Origin of the sequence: Micromonospora pisi (genome assembly GCF_003633685.1) — a bacterium.
Classification (GTDB): Bacteria; Actinomycetota; Actinomycetes; order Mycobacteriales; family Micromonosporaceae; genus Micromonospora_G; species Micromonospora_G pisi.
Genome location: NZ_RBKT01000001.1, coordinates 8,645,867 through 8,667,059 on the forward strand (window position 1 = coordinate 8,645,867; position 21,193 = coordinate 8,667,059).

General features: G+C 70.4%; 26 protein-coding genes and 1 pseudogene. 14 read left to right on the forward strand and 13 right to left on the reverse strand.

Annotated features, from left to right (window positions below; all coding sequences use genetic code 11):
• The first annotated feature begins 647 nt into the window (after window positions 1–647).
• On the forward strand, window positions 648–893 hold the full coding sequence (locus BDK92_RS39965) for a hypothetical protein (RefSeq protein WP_425462288.1): 246 nt from the start codon (window positions 648–650) through the stop codon (window positions 891–893).
• A 35-nt stretch (window positions 894–928) separates the two neighbouring features.
• Here the strand turns inward: BDK92_RS39965 and BDK92_RS41395 are convergent.
• Window positions 929–1,093, reverse strand: a pseudogene (locus tag BDK92_RS41395) (recombinase family protein); the annotation flags it as partial.
• A 66-nt stretch (window positions 1,094–1,159) separates the two neighbouring features.
• The gene (locus BDK92_RS37750) at window positions 1,160–1,780 is read right to left on the reverse strand and encodes a TetR/AcrR family transcriptional regulator (protein ID WP_121161229.1); all 621 of its coding nucleotides are present in this window, start codon (window positions 1,778–1,780) and stop codon (window positions 1,160–1,162) included.
• A 45-nt stretch (window positions 1,781–1,825) separates the two neighbouring features.
• Here BDK92_RS37750 and BDK92_RS37755 point away from each other — a divergent pair, with 45 nt between their 5' ends.
• The 3 genes from BDK92_RS37755 to BDK92_RS37765 all read left to right on the forward strand — a co-directional run bounded on the left by BDK92_RS37755 (window position 1,826) and on the right by BDK92_RS37765 (window position 4,391).
• Window positions 1,826–2,719, forward strand: a complete 894-nt coding sequence (locus tag BDK92_RS37755; protein ID WP_121161231.1) for an alpha/beta fold hydrolase — start codon at window positions 1,826–1,828, stop codon at window positions 2,717–2,719.
• 37 nt (window positions 2,720–2,756) lie between these two features.
• Window positions 2,757–2,900 carry a hypothetical protein gene (locus BDK92_RS39500; RefSeq protein ID WP_170208839.1) on the forward strand — a complete coding sequence of 48 codons (144 nt, stop codon included), beginning with the start codon at window positions 2,757–2,759 and terminating at the stop codon, window positions 2,898–2,900.
• A gap of 582 nt (window positions 2,901–3,482) precedes the next feature.
• The gene (locus tag BDK92_RS37765) at window positions 3,483–4,391 is read left to right on the forward strand and encodes an alpha/beta fold hydrolase (RefSeq protein WP_121162899.1); all 909 of its coding nucleotides are present in this window, start codon (window positions 3,483–3,485) and stop codon (window positions 4,389–4,391) included.
• A 2-nt stretch (window positions 4,392–4,393) separates the two neighbouring features.
• Here BDK92_RS37765 and BDK92_RS40690 read toward each other — a convergent pair whose 3' ends face one another.
• Both BDK92_RS40690 and BDK92_RS37775 read right to left on the reverse strand, forming a co-directional pair.
• The gene (locus BDK92_RS40690) at window positions 4,394–4,789 is read right to left on the reverse strand and encodes a helix-turn-helix domain-containing protein (protein ID WP_246017447.1); all 396 of its coding nucleotides are present in this window, start codon (window positions 4,787–4,789) and stop codon (window positions 4,394–4,396) included.
• A gap of 9 nt (window positions 4,790–4,798) precedes the next feature.
• Window positions 4,799–5,689, reverse strand: coding sequence for a dihydrodipicolinate synthase family protein (locus BDK92_RS37775; RefSeq protein ID WP_121161233.1), 891 nt, complete (start codon window positions 5,687–5,689; stop codon window positions 4,799–4,801).
• 71 nt (window positions 5,690–5,760) lie between these two features.
• Between BDK92_RS37775 and BDK92_RS37780 the strand changes: the two genes are divergently transcribed.
• Window positions 5,761–6,675, forward strand: a complete 915-nt coding sequence (locus BDK92_RS37780; RefSeq protein WP_121161235.1) for a LysR family transcriptional regulator — start codon at window positions 5,761–5,763, stop codon at window positions 6,673–6,675.
• Between the two features lie 62 nt (window positions 6,676–6,737).
• Here BDK92_RS37780 and BDK92_RS37785 read toward each other — a convergent pair whose 3' ends face one another.
• Window positions 6,738–7,448 carry a MerR family transcriptional regulator gene (locus BDK92_RS37785; protein WP_121161237.1) on the reverse strand — a complete coding sequence of 237 codons (711 nt, stop codon included), beginning with the start codon at window positions 7,446–7,448 and terminating at the stop codon, window positions 6,738–6,740.
• 89 nt (window positions 7,449–7,537) lie between these two features.
• Between BDK92_RS37785 and BDK92_RS37790 the strand changes: the two genes are divergently transcribed.
• The 4 genes from BDK92_RS37790 (at window position 7,538) to BDK92_RS37805 (ending at window position 10,035) form a co-directional block, all read left to right on the forward strand.
• Window positions 7,538–8,020, forward strand: a complete 483-nt coding sequence (locus BDK92_RS37790) for a DUF6194 family protein (protein ID WP_121161239.1) — start codon at window positions 7,538–7,540, stop codon at window positions 8,018–8,020.
• Between the two features lie 41 nt (window positions 8,021–8,061).
• Window positions 8,062–9,102, forward strand: coding sequence for a hypothetical protein (locus tag BDK92_RS40695; RefSeq protein ID WP_121161241.1), 1,041 nt, complete (start codon window positions 8,062–8,064; stop codon window positions 9,100–9,102).
• Between the two features lie 101 nt (window positions 9,103–9,203).
• The gene (locus tag BDK92_RS37800; protein ID WP_121161243.1) at window positions 9,204–9,560 is read left to right on the forward strand and encodes an ArsR/SmtB family transcription factor; all 357 of its coding nucleotides are present in this window, start codon (window positions 9,204–9,206) and stop codon (window positions 9,558–9,560) included.
• 13 nt (window positions 9,561–9,573) lie between these two features.
• Window positions 9,574–10,035, forward strand: a complete 462-nt coding sequence (locus tag BDK92_RS37805; RefSeq protein WP_121161245.1) for an SRPBCC family protein — start codon at window positions 9,574–9,576, stop codon at window positions 10,033–10,035.
• 126 nt (window positions 10,036–10,161) lie between these two features.
• On the opposite strand, the gene BDK92_RS37810 is transcribed toward BDK92_RS37805, so the two are convergent.
• A complete protein-coding gene (locus BDK92_RS37810; RefSeq protein WP_121161247.1) occupies window positions 10,162–10,770 on the reverse strand; it encodes an NADPH-dependent FMN reductase in 609 nt (202 codons plus the stop codon).
• Window positions 10,771–10,885: 115 nt separating this feature from the next.
• Here BDK92_RS37810 and soxR point away from each other — a divergent pair, with 115 nt between their 5' ends.
• Window positions 10,886–11,437 carry a redox-sensitive transcriptional activator SoxR gene (soxR, locus tag BDK92_RS37815; RefSeq protein ID WP_121162900.1) on the forward strand — a complete coding sequence of 184 codons (552 nt, stop codon included), beginning with the start codon at window positions 10,886–10,888 and terminating at the stop codon, window positions 11,435–11,437.
• A 93-nt stretch (window positions 11,438–11,530) separates the two neighbouring features.
• A complete protein-coding gene (locus tag BDK92_RS37820) occupies window positions 11,531–12,544 on the forward strand; it encodes a tyrosine-type recombinase/integrase (RefSeq protein ID WP_121161248.1) in 1,014 nt (337 codons plus the stop codon).
• 23 nt (window positions 12,545–12,567) lie between these two features.
• Here BDK92_RS37820 and BDK92_RS37825 read toward each other — a convergent pair whose 3' ends face one another.
• The 4 genes from BDK92_RS37825 to BDK92_RS37840 all read right to left on the reverse strand — a co-directional run bounded on the left by BDK92_RS37825 (window position 12,568) and on the right by BDK92_RS37840 (window position 16,681).
• Window positions 12,568–13,761, reverse strand: a complete 1,194-nt coding sequence (locus tag BDK92_RS37825; RefSeq protein ID WP_121161250.1) for an outer membrane protein assembly factor BamB family protein — start codon at window positions 13,759–13,761, stop codon at window positions 12,568–12,570.
• 198 nt (window positions 13,762–13,959) lie between these two features.
• Window positions 13,960–15,666, reverse strand: coding sequence for an acyl-CoA dehydrogenase family protein (locus tag BDK92_RS37830; RefSeq protein ID WP_121161252.1), 1,707 nt, complete (start codon window positions 15,664–15,666; stop codon window positions 13,960–13,962).
• A gap of 118 nt (window positions 15,667–15,784) precedes the next feature.
• The gene (locus BDK92_RS37835; protein WP_121161254.1) at window positions 15,785–16,294 is read right to left on the reverse strand and encodes a GNAT family N-acetyltransferase; all 510 of its coding nucleotides are present in this window, start codon (window positions 16,292–16,294) and stop codon (window positions 15,785–15,787) included.
• A gap of 6 nt (window positions 16,295–16,300) precedes the next feature.
• Complete coding sequence (locus BDK92_RS37840; RefSeq protein ID WP_121161257.1) at window positions 16,301–16,681, reverse strand: GntR family transcriptional regulator; 381 nt, start codon at window positions 16,679–16,681, stop codon at window positions 16,301–16,303.
• 63 nt (window positions 16,682–16,744) lie between these two features.
• On the opposite strand from BDK92_RS37840, the gene BDK92_RS37845 reads away from it, so the two are divergent.
• Entirely contained in the window at window positions 16,745–17,200 is a 456-nt protein-coding gene (locus BDK92_RS37845; protein ID WP_170208840.1) for an Rv0361 family membrane protein, read from the forward strand.
• Window positions 17,201–17,258: 58 nt separating this feature from the next.
• Here BDK92_RS37845 and BDK92_RS37850 read toward each other — a convergent pair whose 3' ends face one another.
• From BDK92_RS37850 to BDK92_RS37860, 3 genes are all read right to left on the reverse strand, one after another.
• On the reverse strand, window positions 17,259–17,975 hold the full coding sequence (locus tag BDK92_RS37850) for a thymidine kinase (protein ID WP_121161261.1): 717 nt from the start codon (window positions 17,973–17,975) through the stop codon (window positions 17,259–17,261).
• Window positions 17,976–18,039: 64 nt separating this feature from the next.
• Entirely contained in the window at window positions 18,040–19,425 is a 1,386-nt protein-coding gene (locus tag BDK92_RS37855) for an MFS transporter (RefSeq protein ID WP_121161263.1), read from the reverse strand.
• A 43-nt stretch (window positions 19,426–19,468) separates the two neighbouring features.
• Window positions 19,469–20,248 carry a glycerophosphodiester phosphodiesterase family protein gene (locus BDK92_RS37860; RefSeq protein WP_246017448.1) on the reverse strand — a complete coding sequence of 260 codons (780 nt, stop codon included), beginning with the start codon at window positions 20,246–20,248 and terminating at the stop codon, window positions 19,469–19,471.
• Window positions 20,249–20,375: 127 nt separating this feature from the next.
• Here BDK92_RS37860 and BDK92_RS40700 point away from each other — a divergent pair, with 127 nt between their 5' ends.
• Complete coding sequence (locus BDK92_RS40700) at window positions 20,376–20,618, forward strand: hypothetical protein (protein ID WP_246017449.1); 243 nt, start codon at window positions 20,376–20,378, stop codon at window positions 20,616–20,618.
• Window positions 20,600–21,133 carry a class I SAM-dependent methyltransferase gene (locus tag BDK92_RS37865; protein ID WP_246017450.1) on the forward strand — a complete coding sequence of 178 codons (534 nt, stop codon included), beginning with the start codon at window positions 20,600–20,602 and terminating at the stop codon, window positions 21,131–21,133. The genes BDK92_RS40700 and BDK92_RS37865 overlap by 19 nt, the downstream gene beginning before the upstream one ends.
• The last annotated feature ends 60 nt before the right edge of the window (window positions 21,134–21,193 follow it).

Here is a 21,193-nt window from a genome sequence, read left to right on the forward strand (position 1 = left end):
AGAAACCGTGCAGTCGGAGGCGGAAGTTCGTCGGCCGCAGCCGGTTGACCTGCCATGGCCCGGGCCCACGCAGACCTGACCTCCGCGCAAAGTCGCTCATGATCGACACCACTGGGATCCGGTGACCCGCTTCTTACCGGCACCCCGACACGTGGAGCCAGCCCGTTCCAGCACGCTGTATGCCGTATCTGCCCGGCCTGACCACGGTCTTGGCCGACGGTGGCGTCGAGTACGTCGTCGAGGCTCGTGAGCTTGGCATGGTGACGTTGCCTCATGAGCCGGAGTGTCTGGATTCAGGTTGGGCGGCGTCAGAGAGACCCGGTACGGGTCGGCAAATCGGTGTGCACCATAACTGTCATTATGGTGCACACCGATTTGCCCCACTTTGGCAGTCGGACCCCCAGGGGGCCGTTTAACAGATTGCATTGACCAATAATTCGATAATCCTGCTCAAGATGTGGTCCACGCGACCGACGGTAGGTCGGGTGCCGGTACGAAACGCGTCACCAGCCGCAAACAGGCGTGGGTGGTCTCAGGCTGGGTCGGTGGCGGAACCTGTTCGAGTAGGCGCGGCGCGGGACTGGCTCGACGGTGCGGCTGCGCCGGGCGATGGTCGTGCTGGCCTCCGCAGGCGGTAACACGTGCCGGTGATCGCCCGACTCGTGCGGGCCAATGAGGACTCTGTCCGGCAGGTGATCCACCGGTTCAACGAGATGGGGATGCCGAGCCTGCACACCCAGGGGGCGGGTGGCCGTCCCCGCCAGATCAGTGCTGACGACGAGCATTTCATCGTTGCGACGGCCAACACCCGCCCGGCCACGCTCGATCGGCCGTTCACGTATGCGGTGGAGTATCCGCAAGCTCGCCGCGGCGCAGTTCGCCGAGGGTGGTGATGAGGTCGGCCAGGGACCGCGAAAAGCCGGTCAAGGCTCGGTACGACGGGGTGTTGCCGGGGGGAGAGGAAGGCCAGACACGCGGCGCCGACAGCGGTCAGTTGCGGCCGGTCGGTGTCGCGGCCGGACTGCTTCTCGGCGAAGATACGCCGACATCCGACGGCGGTGAGGGCATCGAGTTGGCGCTCGAGTTTTGTCCGCTGGGGGTTTCTTGGCGTCCTTTGGCGTTGTAGTCGTCGAACAAGTGAGCGGGACTTGCCTGATGGCTATGGCCGGGTGGCGGCTTGCGAGGCGAGAAACAGGCGGTCGAGGTGGTAGGTGAGGATGCTCAGTGCGGCGTCGGCGCCGCGTTGTCCCCCGAGGACGCTGGAGCCAAGACCGTTGGTGAGGGCAAGTAGGCCTGCGGCGGTGAGGTCGGGGTCCAAATCAGCAAGCGTGGTGCCGGTTTGTTGAGCGGTGCGGAGCTGGTTGGCGAGAAAGCGTTCGAGTAGGTCGGGGTGGGGCGCCCCGTGCTTGGTCAGTTCCGGTTCGGCGAGTACCAGGCTGTAGAAGGCGGCGTAGGTGCGGGCCAGCCGGATGCTCTCGGCGTCGGTCGGCAGGATCGCGGTCAGGGTGCCGGTGACGATGTCGCGCGGGGCGGGCGGCGAACCGAGTTCCTCGATGCGGCGGGCGACCCGGGCGCCGAGCTCTTCGGCGAGGTAGCCGAGCGCCGCTAGGAGCAGCTCATCCTTGGTGTGGAAGTAGTACTGCACCAGCCGCACGGACACCTCGGCTGCTGCGGCGACCTCGCGCATGCTGGCGTGCTGCAGTCCACGTTGCTCGGCGATGCGCAGCAGAGCGCCGGCGATGTGTCGGCGACGCTGGTCATGGTCGACGCGTTTGGGCATCGGGCACCGTCCATAGCTTGAATCTCTTAATGATACGGTCGTACCATGAAAGCGCCGAACCAGATCAGCGACTTCACCAGCGACCGCACCCGGACACAATTCCACACCGTCTACCAGCAGGCACTGACGCGGCTGTGGCCAGTGCAGCCGGAGACGGTGGTCGCCTCGACCCGCTTCGGCGACGTCGTCGCGTACCGTTTCGGGGCTACGCAGGGCACGCCGGTCGTGCTGCTGCCCGGCGCCGGCGGCAACGCCCTGAGCTGGACCCGTTACGTGACCCGCCTGGCTGCCTGCCATCCCGTCATCGCCCTGGACCTGATCGGCGAGCCCGGCGCCGCCCGGCAGACCGCCCCTGTCACCAGTGACCGCGACGCCGCCGACTGCCTGGCCGAGGCGCTCACCGCCCTCGGTGCGCAACCGGCGCACATCGTCGGCATGTCCTACGGCGGCTGGCTGGCACTGCACCACGAACTGCAGTTCCCCGGCCGCAGCGCCAGCCTGACCTTGATCGACCCAGCGGGCTTCGGCGCCGTCAGCGGCCGGTTCCTGCTCTGGGTGGTCACCGGCGGCCTAGCCAGCCTCACCCCCGGACCGGTACGCCGCCGTCTGGCGGGCCCGCTGGCCAACGCCACCCTGCGCGACGAGGAACTCATGGGCCTGCTTCGGGTATCCCTGTCGTTCCGGCGGCGGCTCCCGGCTGCGGCCCCACTCACCGACGCCGAGCTGACCTCGATCACCGCACCCACCCTGGTCCTGCTCGGCGCCCGCAGCCAGATGTACGACGCCGCAGCCGTGGCCGAACGCATCGACACCCTCATGCCTGCAGCCCACACTGAGATCGTTCCGCACGCAGGACACGACCTACCCCTGCACTCCCCGGACCTGGTCGCCGCTCGCATCAACAAGTTCCTGGCCACCCCAACCGGGCAGCACCCCTGATGCCGTCTGGAAGCGAGGCCGACTTAGCTTGGACCGAATGGATCAACTTGCAGGGCCGAGCGCGAGTCGGCTGGCCATGTCGAGTTTGACCTCGCTGTACGGCGCGACGTGGGTCCAGAACAGCGGGGTCAGACCACTCCTCGTCGGCGAGGACGTCCTGGACCATGAGGGTGCTGAGTAGCGTTGGCGATGCGGATGTCGTCCTCTCCGTGCCCGTGCTGGGCGCTCCCGGCGATCGCGCGGATCCCGGTATTCGTGCCGTACGCATAAATCGCGAGCGGCAGCCGCTCGGCGAGAACCTCGGGAGCGAGGTCAGTTCGCGCTTGTCGTCCAACAGTGTCCAGTGCTTGACCAGCCCATCGAGATCCAACGATCGCCATGGCCCGGCACCATCCCGCACCGAGGTCGGGGCCTCAAGGCTGGGCTCGGTCGAGGGCTCGCAGCGCTGACCTCGCGCCAGGCGAAGATCGCCCGCGAGGTGCACGAGAAGACCGGACCTGATGGGCGTCGGGTGAAGACGGTCGAGCATATTGCCGCCGAGTTCGGTGTCACTCAGCCCGGATCTACCGGCACCTGGCGAAGCTGTCGAGCGCTTCCGCGCGGCCGTGATGGGGGTTTGTGCTGGACGAATGCCCTTGAACCAGCCACCACGCGTGAAGCCCAGATGCGCTCTCGCCTACCACTCCATTATCTCATGGGCGCCATTTTCAACTACAACCGGTAGTTGCTTTTGGCGCATCCGGTGACCGCTACGGTGCCCGGCATGCTTACTGGTGAGGAGAAGTTCGTTCGTTCGGGGCGAGTGCGGCTGTGGACCGAGAGTTTCGGCCGCCCTGGTGACCCCACTGTTCTGTTGGTCATGGGTACCTCAACGCAGGGCATCGGCTGGCCTGATGCGCTGGTAGAAGCTCTCCTAGGCAGCGGCCGCCGAGTGATCAGGTTCGATCACCGCGACACCGGCCGTTCCGATTCCGTCGATTTCACAACGCATCCGTACGCGCTCGCCGACATGGCAGCCGACACGGCCGCCGTTATGGACGGTTACGGCATCACGGCGGCACACATCGTCGGGACGTCGTTGGGCTCGGCGATCGGGCAGTGGCTCGCTGTGCACCAGCCGGCTCGAGTACGCACGCTGACCACGATGGCCTCCTCTCCGATGGGCAACAATCCAGGACCGGCGTGGGTCCGGGCCATGGCAGGTCAACCGGCTGCGGCCGACGAACTTCCGCCTCCGACTGCACGATTCCTCAACCACTTGATGGCCTCGGCGAAGGCGCCCCGCACGACGCCCCAGCAGCGCGTGGACGCCGACGTACAGACCTGGCAGGTGCTTAACGGCGATGTCCTGCCCTTCGACGAGCCCGCCGCGCGGCGATTCGTCGGACACTGCTACGCCCGGGCCAACAACGTCGCTGCCGCCTCGAATCACGATCTCGCCGGGCGGCGCTGGGACGATGACCGGCGGGCCTCCTTGTCCTCCATCACCGCTCCAACCTTGGTCATACACGGCAGCGATGACCCGCTGTTCCCTCAGGCCCACGGTGAAGCCCTCGCGGCACAGATCCCGGCGGCGCACCTGGAGATCGTGCCCGGCATGGGCCACCACCCGTTCTTCTCGCCGGGACTCACCGAGCAGATCGCCGACTCGATCATCCGCCACACAACCTGATTTCAGGCCGCCCGCACCCGGGCCATAGCCGGACACGGATCACCCGTACCTTGGCTATGACCCGGGTGCGGGCATTGGCGCCGGTGAACGGGGCGGCATTCAATGCGAGTCGGCTGGTCATGTCGAGTTTGACCTCGCCGTACGGGACGACGTGGGTCCAGAACATGCGTGATGCCGGCGGCATCGATGCTCAGATCGGTCACGCGAGGATGCTCGCGGTCGCGGCGGCGCGTTCCAGCACCCCGGTACACGGTGGGCCGCGACACCTCGAACAGTTCGGCGAGTTCGGCGAAGGTGTGCGCGCCGGCGGCGTGCAACTCGAGCAGGTGCGCCTGCCGGGGCGCGGACAGCTTCGGGGCGCGGCCCTTGAGCTTGCCCTTGGCCTTGTCGATGGCCACGCCTTCGCGTCAACCCCGGCTGTGGAGAAACTCTTCGCGGTCGGCTCCGGCACGCCGCGACGCCGACCGCGCCGAGTCGGAGCTGGCCGGCAGCAACGGCAGCCGTACGCCAGGGGTCGGGATGCGACCCTGTGCGTGCAGGACCGCCTTGACGACAGTGGGATTGGGCTCGGCGAACATCGCGCTCGACATCACGGCGAGGCGGTGACCGAGCGCCCGGGCCCGAACAGCGTCGCCGGCCCGCCAGGCGTCGATCAGTTCGACGAAGCGTGCGGTGTCGAAGTGTGCCGAGGCCAGGATGCCGCCCTGCGCGCCGAGGGCCAGCAGAGGCGAGATGACCACGTCGTCGCCGCCGAGCACCGCGAAGCCGGACGGTGGCTCGGCGAGCAGCGTGACGACGGCGGCATCGATCCCGCCGGCGGCGTATTTGACGCCGACAACGCCGTCAAGGGCAGCCAGCCGTACGAGGGCGTCGGGGGAGAGGTGCTGCCCGGTCCGGTACGGCACGTGGTAGACGACGAGCGGAACCGGACTGGCTGCGGCCAGTGCCGCGAAGTACGCGACCACTCCCGCTTCCCCAGGGCGGAGAAACGGCGGCACCAGGCTCAGCGCCGCGGTGACCTCCGGCCGGCCGTGGAGGGCCCGCAGTTCCTCGACCGTGTTGGCGCCGACCAGCAGTTGGGCCGAACGCTCGGCGCAGACCCGGGCGATCACGTCGACGACGGCGTGTTGCTCCATCGCGCTCAGCGACGAGGGTTCCGCCGTGGTGCCCAGTGCCACGACGCCTGACGCGCCCGCTTCCAGCACCTGGTGAGCCAGGGCTTCCAGCGCGGTGAGGGCGACCGCCCCCGTGTGGTCGAACGGAGTTACCAGGGGGACGTACAGGCCGGTGAGTGTCATGGTCACAGCGTCTGGCACGCAGACAGGTAAGGTCCAGTTCACATTACTTACCGAAAACGTAAGCTCTACTGATGCTTGACGTGCGCCGGCTACGGCTCCTGTCCGACCTCGCCCGCCTCGGCACCATCGCCGCGGTCGCCCAGGCGCACACGTACACGCCCTCGGCGGTCTCCCAGCAACTGTCCGCGCTGGAACGGGAGGCGGGCACACCGCTGCTGGAACGCACCGGCCGTCGGGTTGCCCTCACCCCGGCCGGCCGGGTGCTCGTCGAGCACTCCGAGACCGTTTTCACCGCCCTGGAGCGGACCACGGCCGCGCTCGCCGCCGTGGCCACCGGCCTGTCCGGCCCGCTGCGGATCGGCGCCTTCCCGACCGCGGTCCGTACGCTCCTGCCGTCGACGCTGGTGGCACTCGGCCGGCAACACCCCGGGCTGGAGCTGATGGTGACCGAACTGGACCCGGTCGCGGTACCGGCGGCCCTGGGCGAGCGGCAACTCGACGTCGGGCTGCTGCACGACTACGACGTTGTGCCGGTCAAGCCGGACCCGGCGCTGGACGCGGTGTCGTTACTGGAGGAGACGGTGTTCCTCGCCCTGCCCGACACCTCGCCGACCGCCGAGCACACCAACCCGTTGTCGGACGTCCGGGACGCCGCCTGGATCATGGCTAGTCCGGGCACCCTCTGCCACACCGTCACACTGCATGTCTGCCGTACGGCCGGTTTCACGCCCAGGGTGCGTCACCACGCCGACGATTTCGTCACCGTGCTCGCCCTGGTCGCAGCCGGTCAAGGCGTCTCGTTGGTACCCCAACTCGCCGCCGCGCGTCCGCCCGTCGGGGTCCGGCTGATCCCGTTGACCACCCGTCGGCGGACCCGCGTCGCGTACCGCCGGGGCGCCGCCGCCCACCCGGCCGTCGCCGCCTTCGTGGCCGCGATCCGCGACTCCGCCAGCGTCTTCACCGACCAGCACGCCCCGGGTTCCTGACCGCCCTGACGTGATGGCGATGGGTGGGCCGCCCGCCCCGTCACCCGTCGCGCGGTTGCTGGTCACGCCGGTGGGTAGTGCGTCGCCAGGTAGGTGTGCAGCGTGGCCGAGGCGTGCAGGCGGCGGAGGCTGAGCTGGTGGACCTGCTCGTCGCGACGCGACAGTTCGGCGAGGGCGCGTTCCAGGCTGCCGTTGGAGCGCATCGTGGCGATGACGGAGTCGATGATCGGGAAGGCGAAGCCACCGGCGCGCAGCACGGCGACGAGGTGGGCGGCGCGCTGTTCGGCCGGGTCGTAGAGGCGGTAGCCGGTTGTCGGGTCCCGCTGGGGTTGTAGCAGTCCCCGACGTTCCCACAGGCGCAGAACCGGAGTGCGGACTCCGATGTCGGCGGCGACCTGGCCGACGCGGGCCCGGCGCCGGACGGCGGGTGCCGGTCCGCCGGCCGTTTGGGCGAAGGCGTGGGTGGCGGCGGCGATGGTGGCGCGTTCACGGGCGAGCTCGGCGTGACTGTCGTCGACGGCGGCCAGTGCGGCGGTGAGGTTGCCGTGGTGGACGGCGGTGAGGATCGCGCGGGCCCGGGCCCAACCGTGGCCGGCCGCGAGGGCACGGGCGGTACGCAGAGCATCTGCGTGGTGGTCGGTGAAGACCCGGTAGTTGTTGGCGGCGCGCCCGGCGGGTGGCAGGAGTCCGGCCGCCAGGTAGTTGCGCACCTGTTGCTCGGTGACCCCGGCCAGCCGGGCCAACTCGACCAGACGCCACCGCTGCTCGTTCACCTTGCCAGCCTATTTGAGGGTTTCGGGGCTGTCCGACCCGGAGATTCGGGCAAAAGTCTCTAATAGGAATTCAATGAGAAAATTGAAGCATGGATGCGAACGAAATGAAGCGGTACATCTGTACGGCGTTCGAGGGGGTCAGGGCTCTCGAAAGTGCCGGCGACACGTTCCTGCTGTACGACCCGGACGGCGATCTCCCCGCCGAGCGCCAGTTTCCCTTCGCGACGATCGTGACGGGGGATCACTACGAGACCGTCTCGGCGTTGAACCGGCCGGACACCTACCGGCTCAACATCGGCCTGACGAAGGTCACGTACACCGGTTCGTTCGGCGCCGCGCCCACCCACCGCGACGCCGACGGCGTGCTGGAGACAGGGTTCGACTACGCGGCGGTGGACACGCTCATGCCCCATCCGGTCTATGCCGCCCAGTACTGGGTGTGTGTGGTGAATCCGGGCGCGCAGACGCTGGAGACCGTGCGGACGTTGCTCGCCGAGGCACACGGGTTCGCGGCGCGGAAGTACACGAACCAGCAGGGTCGGCGCGTGCACCGGCCGGAGGGGGTCAGCTAGTCGGCGCGGCGGGCTCGCGGTCGGTGCCGGACACTGTGAGGGTGCGGGTCGGACAGGCGGGCGCGGTGGCCGCCGAGTGGGTTGCGCGGTACGCCCGCGACGAGGCTGGGTACGCGGGCGCGTACCTGGCCGGCTCGACGACGTGGCTGCCCGAGGATGCCGAACTGGCTCCGACCTCCGATGTCGACGTCGTCGTGTTGACGGCGGGGGACCCTCCCGGGGTGAAGCTGGGCAAGTTCCGTTACCACGGGGTGTTGTTGGAGGTCACTCACCTGGCCCGCGCCGAGTTCACCTCGGCCGATCGCGTACTGGGCTCGTTTCGCCTGGCCAGCAGCTTCCGTACGGACACGGTCATCGACGATCCCGGCGGTCACCTGCGCCTGCTCCAGTCGCGGGTGGCCGCTGGCTTCGCCGAGTCGGCCTGGGTACGGCGCCGGTGCGAGGACGCCCGGTGCGCGATCGCGGGTGGGCTGCGGGCCCTCGACGCCTCGGCCGCGCTCCAGGACCGGGTGCTGGCGTGGGTGTTCCCGACAAGTGTCACCACACAGGTGCCGCTGGTGGCCGCACTGCGTAACCCGACGGTACGCCTGCGGTACCCGGCGGTCCGGGAGGTGCTCGCCGGCTACGGGCACTCCGCCATCTATCCGTACCTGTTGGAGTTGCTCGGCTGTGCGGGGATGACTCGTCGCCGGGTCGGGTACCACCTGCGCCAACTGTCCCGAACCTTCGACGCGACCGTGCCGGTGGCCCGTACCCCGTTGTTCTTCAGTTCCGACATCACCACCGGGGCCCGGACGGTCGCGATCGACGGAAGTCAGGCCCTGGTCGATCGGGGTGACCACCGCGAGGCGGTCTTCTGGATCGTTGTCACCTTCGCCCGCTGTCACCAGATCCTGTCCGTGGACGCGCCGGCACTGGGCGATGCTCTCGCGCCGGCGTTCGAGGAGTTGGTCGCCGACCTGGGCGTGACCGGTACGGAGGATCTTCGTCGCCGGTCCGACCAGGTGCTCCGGTTTCTGCCCGAACTCTGGGCCGCCGCCGAAGCGATCATCGCCGTGAATCCCGGCGTACGTCACCGCTAGCGGCGCGACCCGTTTCGATGTGACTGGCGGAAGTGCTTGACCACACCCTCGGTCAGCCCTATATTTAACACGTCAGTTAATTAACGGTGAGGTTAAACGTGATGGCGACGGACCGGCTCAGCGTGATCTTCGCGGCGCTGGCGGACCCCACCCGGCGGGCGATCCTGGCCCGACTCGCGGAGGGTGACGCGACCGTCACGGAGCTCGCCGAACCGTTCTCGATCAGCCTGCCGGCGATCTCGCGACACCTGAAGGTGCTCGAACACGCCGGGCTCATCTCCCGCAGCCGAGAGGCCCAGTGGCGGTCCAGCAGTCTGAACGCCGAGCCGCTCCAGGAGGCGACGGCATGGATGGAGCGCTACCGGCAGTTCTGGGACGCCAACTTCAACCGACTCGACGCGCACCTGCGCCGAATCCAACACGCACGCTCGACGCAGCAGACCGACCGTGAAACCTGAGAGGAACAGCGCGATGACGAACCCGACCGCGGACAAGGAACTGGTCATCACCCGGATTTTCGACGCGCCGCGTGAGCTGGTCTACCAAGCGTTCACCGACCCCGACCAACTCGCCCAGTGGTTCGGGCCGGTCGGCTTCTCGGTGCCCCGTGACAGCATCGACCTCGACGTCCGGGTCGGCGGCCACGAGCGCTTCACGATGGTCAGCGACGACGACCCGACCTTCACCTCGCCGGTGGACGCGACCTTCAGCGAGGTGATCGAGAACGAACTGCTGGTCGGCGCCGAAGACTGGGAGGGCGCACCCGGTCAGTCCGCGACCAAGGGCATGTACATGCGGATCGAGTTCCACGACGAGGGCGGTAAGACCCGTCTGGTGCTGCGGCAGGGGCCGTACACCGAGGAGATCGAAGCCATGGCGCGCGAGGGTTGGAACAGCTCGTTCACGAAGCTCGACACCCTGCTCTCGGACTGATCCGACCCGTCCACGTACCGCCGGCGACACGCGGGGCGGTACGTGGACGGACCACGTGGCGGCGAGGATCACCACGAGTGGAACCGGGGCCGACCCCCGTCTTGCCGGCCCCGGTTCCGCCTGGCGTCAGCCCGCGTACGGCTGTCGGTCCCGGGCTTCACGCAACGCCTCGCCCCACCAGGCGAGCTGGTCGAGCAGGGCCTTCGCCGCCGCGTCGCAGTCCGCCGGATCGTGCGGGTGCCCATCGGGACCGAAACGGGCCCAGGCACCGTGGAAGCTGACGGTCTCGCGCACGGTCACGGCGTGAAGTTCGGCGAACACCTGGCGCAGGTGTTCCACTGCGCGCAGGCCACCGGAGAGACCGCCGTAGGAGACGAAGCCAACGGGCTTGGCCTGCCACTGGGTGAAGTGCCAGTCGATGGCGGCCTTGAGCGAGGCCGGATAGCTGTGGTTGTACTCGGGCGTGACCACGACGAACGCGTCGGCCAGGTCGAGTCGACCGGTCAGGCCGGCGAGGACCCGCGCCACCTCGGCCGGAGGTTCCTTGGTGAGCGCGGTTGGCAGCGGGGTCTCCGCCAGGTCGATGAGGTCCACGGTCAGGTCGTCGCGCTGCTCGGCGTGGGCGACGAACCACCGGGCCGCGGTGGGCCCGAAGCGTCCGTCACGGTTGCTGCCGATGATGACCGCCACCCGCAGGGGTGGCCGGGTGGTCAGGCTCTGCTCGTCTGCGTTCATCTGCGTCCGATTCCTCTGCTGTCGGTGACTGTCCGTCGTCTGAGGACAACAAGATGGACAGTAGGACCTCAACATTTGTTAAGGTCAAGGGCGACCGAGAAGGAAGAGCGTGAGCATGGACGAACTGACCGTCGGCGAACTGGCGGCACGCAGTGGCGTGGCCGTCTCGGCCCTGCACTTCTTCGAACGGCAGAACCTGATCAGCAGTCGCCGTACCCCGGGAAACCAGCGCCGGTACCGGCGGGACGCGCTGCGCCGGGTCGCGCTGATCCGGATCGCCCAGCGCGTCGGGATTCCGCTGGCCCGGGTCGCCGAGGTGCTGGCCGTGCTGCCCGACAACCGTACGCCCAACCGGGAGGACTGGCGGCGGCTGGCCGAATGCTGGCAGGGCGAACTGGACCAGCGGATGCGCCACCTCCAGCAACTGCGCGACGAGTTCACCGACTGCGTCGGGTGCGGGTGCCTGTCACTCGACCGTTGCCCACTGGTCAACCCACAGGACCGGCTGGGCGCCCAGGGCCCCGGACCGCGACGACTACTGGGTTCCTCGACGACCACCACCGGCGACTGCGCGCGAACAGACCAACCGGACCCGACAACCACCAGCGAGAAGATGTGCGGCTACCGGCCCACCACCGCCGACGAGACCTGCGTACCCGCCAACTGAGCCCAGGGGCGCCGCCAGTGGCGTGGGCGCGATCTCGAAAGGGCCGGGCGCGCCTCGGACGGCAACCGCGACCAGACTGAGAAGCTTTTTCACATGCCCCGTACCGTCGGCACGCCCGCCGTCCAACGTCCATCGGCCCAGGCCGCCCTCACCACCGGGCCGGTCGACTTCACCGAGGCGTGGCTGCGCAACCGGCGGCTCTCCGAACACACCCGGGCGGCGTACCGGCGCGACATCGCCGGCTGGCTCACCTGGTGCGCCGGCCGCGACCTCGACCCGTTACGGGCGACCTTTCTCGACGTCAACTCCTACGGGCGGGACCTGGAGTCGACGGTCGATCCACGCAGCGGCCGCTCCCTCACCCCGGCCACCGTGGCCCGCAAACTGTCGGCCCTGTCCAGCTGGTACGACTTCCTCGCCCGGTTGCGGGCGGTCGACGCGAACCCGGTCTCCGGCGCCGACCGGCCCCGGGTGAGCCGGGACCATTCCGCCACAGTGGGCATGACCCCGGACGAGGTCGACGCACTGCTCGCCGCCGCCGACGCCGACACCGGCCCGACCGCCGCCCGTAACCGGGTCGCCCTGGCGTTCCTCGCCGACCTGGGATTGCGGGTCGGGGAACTGGTCTCGCTCGACCTCAGCGACCTCGGCTACGAACGCGGGCACCGCAGCATCCGATTCGTCGGCAAGGGAGGACGGGCCCGCCGCCGGGCCCTCACCCCCGGCACCGCGTACGCGCTGGACGCGTACCTGCGGGACCGGGCCGCGACCGAACGGATGCCGGTCGAACAACTCAGTGGGCCACTGCTGGTCACCGGGACCGGTGGACGACTCGACCGGCACGCGGTGTTCCGGCTGGTCCGCCGGCTCGCCCGGCTCGCCGGGATCCCCGCCTGGGCCAAGCTCTCCCCACACTCACTCCGCCACGCGTTCGCCACCACCGCCCGATCCGAGGGGGTGCCGTTGGAGGACGTGCAGGACGCCATGGGACACGCCGACCCGCGCACCACCCGCCGCTACGACCGGGACCGGCACAACCTCGACCGGGACCCGGCGTACGCGATCTGGGCCGCCCGCGCCCGGCGCCACCCGGCGGACCCGGGCTGACCGGCCCGGTCCCGCCGTACCTCTCACCGCGCCATCCGCCAGATGCCCAGCCGGTTGTCACCGGTGCGGCACACCAGGTCGACCGCGCCGACCCGGCAGTCCATCACGCCGGGCGGCAGGGCACCGAGAATGTGCACGTCGACGCCGCGCTCGACGGCGACCAGGGGACGGTCCGCGGCGGGGCGCAGCAGTAGTCGGGCACCGTTGGTAACGCCCCGGGGCAACCAACCCCAATCCCGCCGTGACGTACCGGTCTGGAGCTGGGCACCGGTGGCCGGATCGAGGACCGTGGCGCCCTCACGATTCTCGACGCAGACCAGGCCACCGCAGTCGCGCAGATCGGCGACGACCCGAGGACCCGGCCGGCTCCACCGTGGCGTCAACTGGGGCAGGGTGTACCCGCTGATGACGGATTCACCGAAGTCACCGGGGTGACGCAACACCAGCTGGCCGCCGACCACCACCGGGTTGTCCGGTGCGTAGTCCGCCGGGGGCAGCTTCCCGGTGGCAACCACCGCGCCGGTACGTAGGTCGTGCAGGTTGACCACGCTGCTGTCGTGCAGCACCAGGAGCCGGCCCGGCGTGCCGGGGACCAGTTCACCGACAGCTGTCGACGGCAACGGCAAACTCCACCGGCTCGAACCGGTGGCCAGGTCGACCGTCTCGATGGTGCCCTCGATCCGGCGGCCGGCACCGGACGCGCTGCGCACCTCCGAGATCGCCACACCGGTGGCGGTACCGGCGTCGACCAGCAGCAGGCCGGGGCGTTGCCAGCGGACCTGCCCGCTCCGAACCGAACGGGCCGTGGTCGCGATCCGACGCCCGAGTGCGTCCATCTCGGCGACCAGCAGCAGATCACCGACGAGTTCCCCGGCGAACGACGCCGCGCTGGTGACCGGCACCTCCCAGAGCCGGTCGCGCCGGGGCAGGTCGTACGCGGCAAGCGTCATCGGCGCGGCGGTCGTGTCCACGACCAGCAGCAGGTCACCGGCGAGGAAAAAGCCGGCCCGGGCGGGAACGTCCAACTCGCCGAGCCGACGCAGGTCACGTGCGAGCGGCTGCGCCGCGGTGACCGACACGAGCACCAGCAGCGCGGTCAGACAGAGCACCGGCCACCTGACCGCGACCCGCCGGGCCCGAGCCGATCGCGGCCGGTCCTGCTCGGGCACGCCCCGTTCGGTGCCGAGGTCGATCAGAGCCACCGGGTGGCTTTCCATCGCATCTCCCGCTCGCCGCCGCTACCCGGTGGATCCCACTGCTACCGGTCGAGCGTAGCCACCACGGGCGGGGTTGCCCGCCGGACCGCTCGATCGGCCGGCGCCGCACCGGAATTCACCGCGTGTCGCGCCCGCCTGCGCCGGTGGCGCCGCCCGCGACCGACCCGGCTCACCCGACCGGCGCAGGCGAGAGGCGTGCTAGCAGAGCACATCCAGGTGATGGTGGGCGTCGGCGGCGATCTCCTCACCGCGCAACCAGCGCCGTACCCACAACCGGGCCGCCACCTCGGCCAGCTCGTCACCGTCGGCGGCCTGCTCCACCAGCACGGCGGCGGCCAGCGCGTACGCCAGACGCAGGGCGAACTCGCGGGCACCGGCGACCACCGCCACCGCGTCCGGGTCGGCGGTCACCTCGTCGACGGCGGTACGCAAACGGCGGGCCGTGGTGGCGAGCGCGTCGGCCAACGCCGGGTTCAGCCGCCGAGCGGTGTCGACGGCCAGGTCCAGCCGGTCCAACAGCGGTGGGGCGGCGTCCTCGCGCACGATCGCCCGCAGGACGTCGAGGGAGAGCACGTTCGTGGTGCCCTCCCAGATCGGGAGTACCTGGGCGTCCCGGAGCAGTCGCGGCACCCCGGTGTCCTCGACGTAGCCGGCGCCGCCGAAGCTCTCCACGTACTCGCTGGCGGAGGCGACGGCGAGTCGACCGGTGGCGAGCTTCGCCAACGGGGCCGCGATCCGCAGTTCGGCGGCCGCGTCCGGGTCGGCGCCCACCTCGACCCGGCCGAGCAGCGAGAACGCGTGCCCGGCCAGGGCGAACGCGCCGGCCGCGTCGACCGCGAGGATGCCGAGCGTGGCCCGGTGCAGGGGTGAGGCGGAGAGCAGTCCGCCGGCCACCTGACGGCTGTCGGCGTACGCGCGGGCGTAGGCCAGACCGCGCCGCATCCCGGCCGCCGCGGCAGCGGCGTTGTGCAGCCGGGTCACCACCACCAACGTCATCGCCCGGGTCAGGCCGGGTTGGGTCGGGTCGCCCAACGGCAGCGCGTACGCGTCGGTCAGCCCCACCTCGGCGGTCGGCAGCGCCCGGGTGCCGAGCTTCTCCTTGAGCCGGTGCACGGTCACGCCCGGCGCGGGCGCGGTCGGGTCGACCCCGACCTCGGCCAGTGGCGAGTCGGCGGCGTAGCGCGGTACCAGGAACGGGGCGAGGACCCGGCTGCCCCGGGGCATTCCCTCCGGTCGGGCCAGCGCCACCGCCATCGCGGAGTCGGCGGCGGAGCAGAACCACTTCTCCCCGGAGAGCCGCCAGGAGCCGTCGGCGGCGGGTCGGCCGACGGTCGACGAGCGGGCCAGGTCGGAGCCTCCCTGCGACTCGGTCATCCACTGCCCGCTGGTGACCGCCGTCTCCGGGTCGGTCGAGGTCAGCCGGGGTAACCAGGCGTCCCGTACCGCCGGGTCGACCTCGGGGCGGGCCAGCAGCGCCGCCGCGCCGTCGCTCATCGCCACCGGGCAGGAGAAGGTCGCCGACTCGGGCCCGTACAGGTGCAGCAGGGCGTGCTGGACCACCCGGGCCGCCGCTCCCCACTCGCCCCGGGCCCGCGCCTGGTAGGGGAGGGCGACCACCGCGTGTCGGGCGGCTGCGGCCCGCTGGGCCTGCCATCCGGCGGAAGTGTCGACCCGGTCGATCCTGGCCCCCCACGGGCTGTACCGCACCAGCGTGGGCGGGTGTGCCTCGGCGTCGGCGTGTGCGGCCCGCAGCGGCCCGGTGATCTCGGCGGCGAGCGCGGCGAGTCGGCCCGACGCTGCGGCGTGTCCGGCGGGCCCGAGTTGCCGGTCCAACCAGGAACGCAGCAGCCGGTCGTCGGTGTAGGGGTCACCGGGTGCGGTCACCGGCTGCACGTAGCGGGCCATTGTCTGCTCCTCCGCCGATCGGGGGTGGCTGGCGGGATGCGCTGACGGTAGACCACACCGAACGGCGGCAACAGGCCACCGATTGTCAACAATCTATTACCACACGGGGTGGTTGTGCTCAGCCGTGCGCGTCGGCCGTGTCGCTGGCGTACAGGTCGAGCACCATGGTGTCGGAGCCACCGTTGCGGCCGACCACCCTGAAGCCCACGCTGGCGTAGAGCGACGCGGCCCGGTTGTCGTCCTCCACGCTGAGACTGACCTGTTCCCAGCCCAGGGCAAGGGCCTGGCCCGCCACCGCCCGCAGCAGCGCCCGGCCGATGCCCTGTCCCCGGTGACCGGGTAGGACGGCCATGCTGAGTTCCGGTACGTCGACGTCGACGAAGCCGTAACCGGGGTCGTCGGCCGGAAACACCCGGGCCCAGACGGCACCGAGCGGTTCACCCGCCTCGTCGATGGCGACAGTGCCGAAGTCCGATGGCCGCTGCCACCCGGTCACGTAGTGCATGACCTGCGGGTCCGCTTCCATCTGCGCGCGACTCAGGGCCGGCTCGTCGGCCCAGTTGAACGCCTCGAACAGCAGCCGGTGCAGCAGTTCCAGATCATCGGGGGTGGCGGCACGCAGGCGCATGGTCGGTCAGCGCTCCGAAGCGGTGGACGGCAGGTCCAGGGCGGCCCGGGCCAGTACCAACGCCTGCTGGGCCGGGACCCCCAGCCGGCGGCTTTCCTCGGCGTAACGCTGGGCGAGCCGCTGCGCCTCGATCCGCACCTGCGCCGCCCGGGCGGTGACGACCGTACCGTGCCGACCCCGGGTCTCGACCAGCCCGGCCTGTTCCAGTTCCCGGTAGGCGCGGGCGACGGTGTTGGCCGCGAGGCCCAGCTCCTCGGCGAGGTGCCGCACGGTCGGCAGGCGGCTGCCGGCGGTCAGCTCACCGGCGGCGGCCAGCGCGGCGATTCCCGCCCGGACCTGCTCGTACGGTGGGACCGGCGAATCCGGGTCCAGTTCGATGAGAGCGATTGACCGAGGGTAGCAACGTGAGTTCCTGCGGTGGGGCGTGGGAGGTCTCTACCGTCGGTAGACGTGGCGTACGAGGTCGCGGGATCGCGGGCACGGCCGGGACGGGCCCTGCGCCGGGCGCTGCTCGTGGTCGGCGTGACGCTCTTCGTCTGCTGTGTCGGCGCGGCCGGACTGGGCGCCTGGAACTACCAGTCGATCCGGCTCGCGGAGGGCCCGGCGAAGAAGGCGACCGAGACGTTCTTGACTGCGGTGAGCTCCGGTGACCACGAGTCGGCGTACGGGCGGCTCTGTCCGGCGACCCGGGAGCAGTGGAGCCTGCCCCGGTTCGCGTTGCAGGCGCAGACCCCGTCGGCGATCGCCCGGTACGCGGTCGAGGACGTCAAGATCTCCAGCAAGGACGGGCAGCAGCGGGCCACGGTCGCGGTCGCGCTTACCCGGCAGAGCGGGTCGGTCGACCAGCACGAGGTGCCGGTGGTCAAGGGCGACGACGGCTGGCGGGTCTGCGGTGACCCGTTCTGAGCCGGCCCGCCCGGTTGCCGCCGCTCGGGTGGGTGCGGGCCGAGCGGGCGGGACTGCCTCAGCCGCGGGGGCCGAGGTTGCCGGTACGGAAGTGACGCCGGCAGAGCACCTGGTAACGCACGTCGGCGCTGACCACCGTGTCGCCGATCACCACCTGCCGCCCCTCCCGGACCACCACACCGTCGACGACCCGGGCGTTGAGCAGCCCTTCCCGGCCGCACCAGCAGAGCACCTCCACCTGGATCCGGGTGACCTCGTCGGCGAGTTCGAACAGTCGCTGGGCCGCCGGGAACAGCCCGGAACGGAAGTCGGTGGCCAGGCCGAACGCGAAGACGTCGACGTCGTAGTCGTCGACCAGTTCGGCCATCTGCTCGACGTGCTGCACGGTGTAGAAGCACGCCTCGTCGCAGATCAGGTAGTCGACCCGCAGCCCTTCGGCACGGCGTCCCCGTACCAGGGCCCGCAGGTCCAGGTCGTCGGTGACCTCGATCGCCTCGTGCGCCAGCCCGATCCGGGTGGTCACCTGCGGGCCGAGGGAACGGTCGATGCGGGTGGTGACCAGCCCGCCCCGCCCCTGCCGCGCGTGGTTGTAGTTCATCTGCAGGGCCATGGTCGACTTGCCACAGTCCATCGGTCCCCAGAAGAACTTCAACGCGGCGGCGTGCAGCGGTCGGCCGTCGCCGGCCGACCGGGCCGCGTAGGTCTGGTCGGCGTCGGGCCCCACGTACGGAGGGGGCGCCAGGCGGGCGGAGGAGGCGGCAACGTCGTCGGTCACGGTCGGGCAGCCTAACGCATGGTGAACAGCGGCCCCTTCCTGTCCGGGCCGTGGTCGGTCTCGCTCACAGCACCCGGGGCGGCGTGTTTCCGGCGGCCACGATGGCGCGTCGGATCGGAACCGCGAGCAGGAGCACGAATCCGACCACGAAGAAGATCAGTAGCGAGACCAAGCCCACCCGGTAGCTGTTGGTGAGCTGGAACACCAATCCGAAGGCGAGCGGCCCGAGCCAGCTCGTACCCTTGTCGCTGATCTCGTAGAAGCCGTAGTACTCGCCCTCCTTGCCTGCGGGAATGAGCTGGCTGAACAGTGACCGGCTCAGCGCCTGGCTGCCGCCGAGCACCAGGCCGATACCGGCGCCGAGAATCATGAACGGCACCGGCGCCTCGGCGGGGAGCCGGAATGCCGCCAGGATCACCACGGTCCAGAGCACCAGGCTGAGCAGCACGGTCTTCCAGGCGCCGATCCGCTTGGCCAGGGCGCCCAGCAGGAGCGCGCCGCCGAAGGCGAGGAACTGCACCAGCAGGATGGTCACGATCAGGGTGGTCTGCTCCAGTCGCAGTTCCTCGGTGCCGTACTGGCTGGCCAGGGCGATCACGGTCTGGATGCCGTCGTTGAAGACCAGGAACGCGAGCAGGAAGAACAACGTCAACGGGTACGCCTTGAGGCCCCGTACGGTCCGACCGAGCTGACGGAACCCGTCGGTGAGCAGGTTGCCGCCGACGCTGGCTTCGGCCGCCGGGCGTTCCCGCAGCCAGCGCAGCGGGACCAGGGTGAAGGCCGCCCACCAGACGCCGGCCGAGACGATCGACCAGCGGGCCAGGTCCAGGGTGCGCTGGGGGTCGCCCTCCACGCTGAACATGGTCACCACGACCAGGTTCACCGCGAGCAGCAGGCCACCGCCGAGGTAGCCCAGCGCCCAGCCTCGGCTGGAGATCCCGTCCCGGTCGTCGGGGCCGCCGAGCTGCGGCAGGAACGAGTTGTAGACCACCACGCTGGCGCCGAAGGCGATGTTGGCGATCAGGAACAGGACACCGCCGAGCAGGTACCGGTCACCGGTGACGAAGAACATCGCGATGGTGGCGGCGGCGCCGACGAAGGCCGCGCCGGCCAGCAGCCGCTTCTTGTGTGCCGACCGGTCCGCGATCGCGCCAGTCACCGGCAGTACGAACACGGTCAGGAAGACCGACAGCGACACCAGGTACGGGAAGTACGAGCCGGCCGCCACCTTGATCCCCAGCGGGTACACGTAGCCGGAGCAGGTGTCGGCGCCGAGTTCACAGCCGGCGGCGAGTTCGGTGACCGTGGTCAGGAACGGGCCGAGGAAGACGGTGATGACGGTGGTGGAGAAGGCCGACATCGCCCAGTCGTAGAAGTACCATCCGGTCCGTTCCCGCCTGGTGCTGGGCGGTGGTGTACCGGTCACGGAGACGGAGACGGTTTCGGCCATCGGTGGTCCTTCGACGGGGGTTGGGCGGCGGGTCCGGTCCGACCTAGGGGGTTCGGTCGGCGGGCCAGTGACCGCGGCTGAGGTACACGTCGCGTAGCACGTCCACGCGATCGGTCATGATGCCATCCACGCCGAGGTCGAGTAACTCGTGCATCTGTGCAGTTTCGTCGATCGTCCAGACATGCACCTGGAGGCCCAGGCGGTGGGCGTAGGTGACGAACCGTCGGTCGACCACCGGGATCCGGCCGTAGCGGACCGGGACCTGGGCGGCGACCACCGACGGTGGCAGGATCAGCCGCCGTCCGGTCAGCGACGCGAGTCGGAGCCGGGCCGCCCCGCGCAGGCCGAGCGAGGTCGCCACCTTCGGGCCGGCCAGGGCGCGCAGCTGGGCGAGTCGGGCGTCGCTGAACGAGGCGAGCAGCACCCGGTCGGCCGCACCGGTCCGTTCCATCGACGCGATCGTGGGGGCGATGCCGCCGTCGGCCTTCACGTCGATGTTGAACCGCACCTGCGGCCAACTGCCGAGCACGTCGTCCAGGCGTGGTACGGCGGCCGCCCCGCCGATCCGTACGCTGGTCAGGTCGGCCCAGGTCAGGTCGGAAATCCGGCCCCGCTCGCCGGTGAGTCGGGCGAGCGTCTCGTCGTGGAACACGACGGCCACCCCGTCGGCGGTGCCGTGTACATCGGTTTCGACGTACCGGTAGCCGAGGTCGATCGCGCGGCTGAACGCCTCGGTGGTGTTCTCGTCGCCGTCGGCGGCGCCGCCCCGGTGGGCGAAGGCCAGTGGTGTCGGCGTGTCGAGGTAGGCGAAGTGCTCGGTCACGCAGCGCAGTATGCCGGCCGGAGGTGGCCGCCGGGTGTCCGTCGCTCGACCGGTGTTGGCCCGGATGCCGCCGAAATTGGGTGTGTCGGGTTCGACGCGACCCCGGTTCGTAACTACCCTTGCGCCCATGGCTCCTTACGTGATCGATCCGGTGGCATGGCAGGAGAGCTGGGACCGGCAGCAGGAGGGCTACCTGCCCGATCGAGAGGAACGCTTCGCCGCGCTGCTCGACACGGTCGAGGCCGTCGCCGCCGGGCCGGGCGTCGCCGTCCTCGACCTCGCTGGCGGCACCGGCAGCATCTCGTTGCGGGCGCTGCGCCGGTTCCCGTCGCGACGACCACGCTGGTCGACGTGGACCCGGTGCTGCTGACCATCGCCCGGGAGTCACTGGACCAGCGCTCGACCGTGGTCACCGCCGACCTGCGTGACCCGGACTGGACGGCCGGCCTGCCGCGACACGACTACGACGCGGTGCTGACCGCCACCGCCCTGCACTGGATCGCCCCGGAGCGCCTCACCGCGCTCTACGCCGAGATCCGACAGGTGCTGCGCCCCGGCGGCGTGTTCGTCAACGTCGACCGGGTGCCCGACGACGGCCTGCCCGGGCTCGGCGCCCGACTCGGTGACGTCGCCCGGCGGCGGCGCGAGTCGCGCTACACCGCCGGCGCGGTGCTCTCCTGGGAGGCGTGGTGGGACCACGTCGCCAGGGACCCGGTCCTCGGACCGTTGCTGGAACAGCGCCGTCAGGTCTTCGCCGAGCGGCACGAGACGGAATGGAACCCGCCGCTGTCGTGGCACCTCGACGCGTTGCGCGCCGCCGGCTACACCGAGACCGGTCTGGTCTGGCGGGGTGGCCGCGACGCGGCGGTGGCCGCCGTCCGCTGAGCCGCCCGACGCCGGGCTGAGCGCCCGGTGCGGACGGCGGTGGTGTCCCGTCGGAACCGC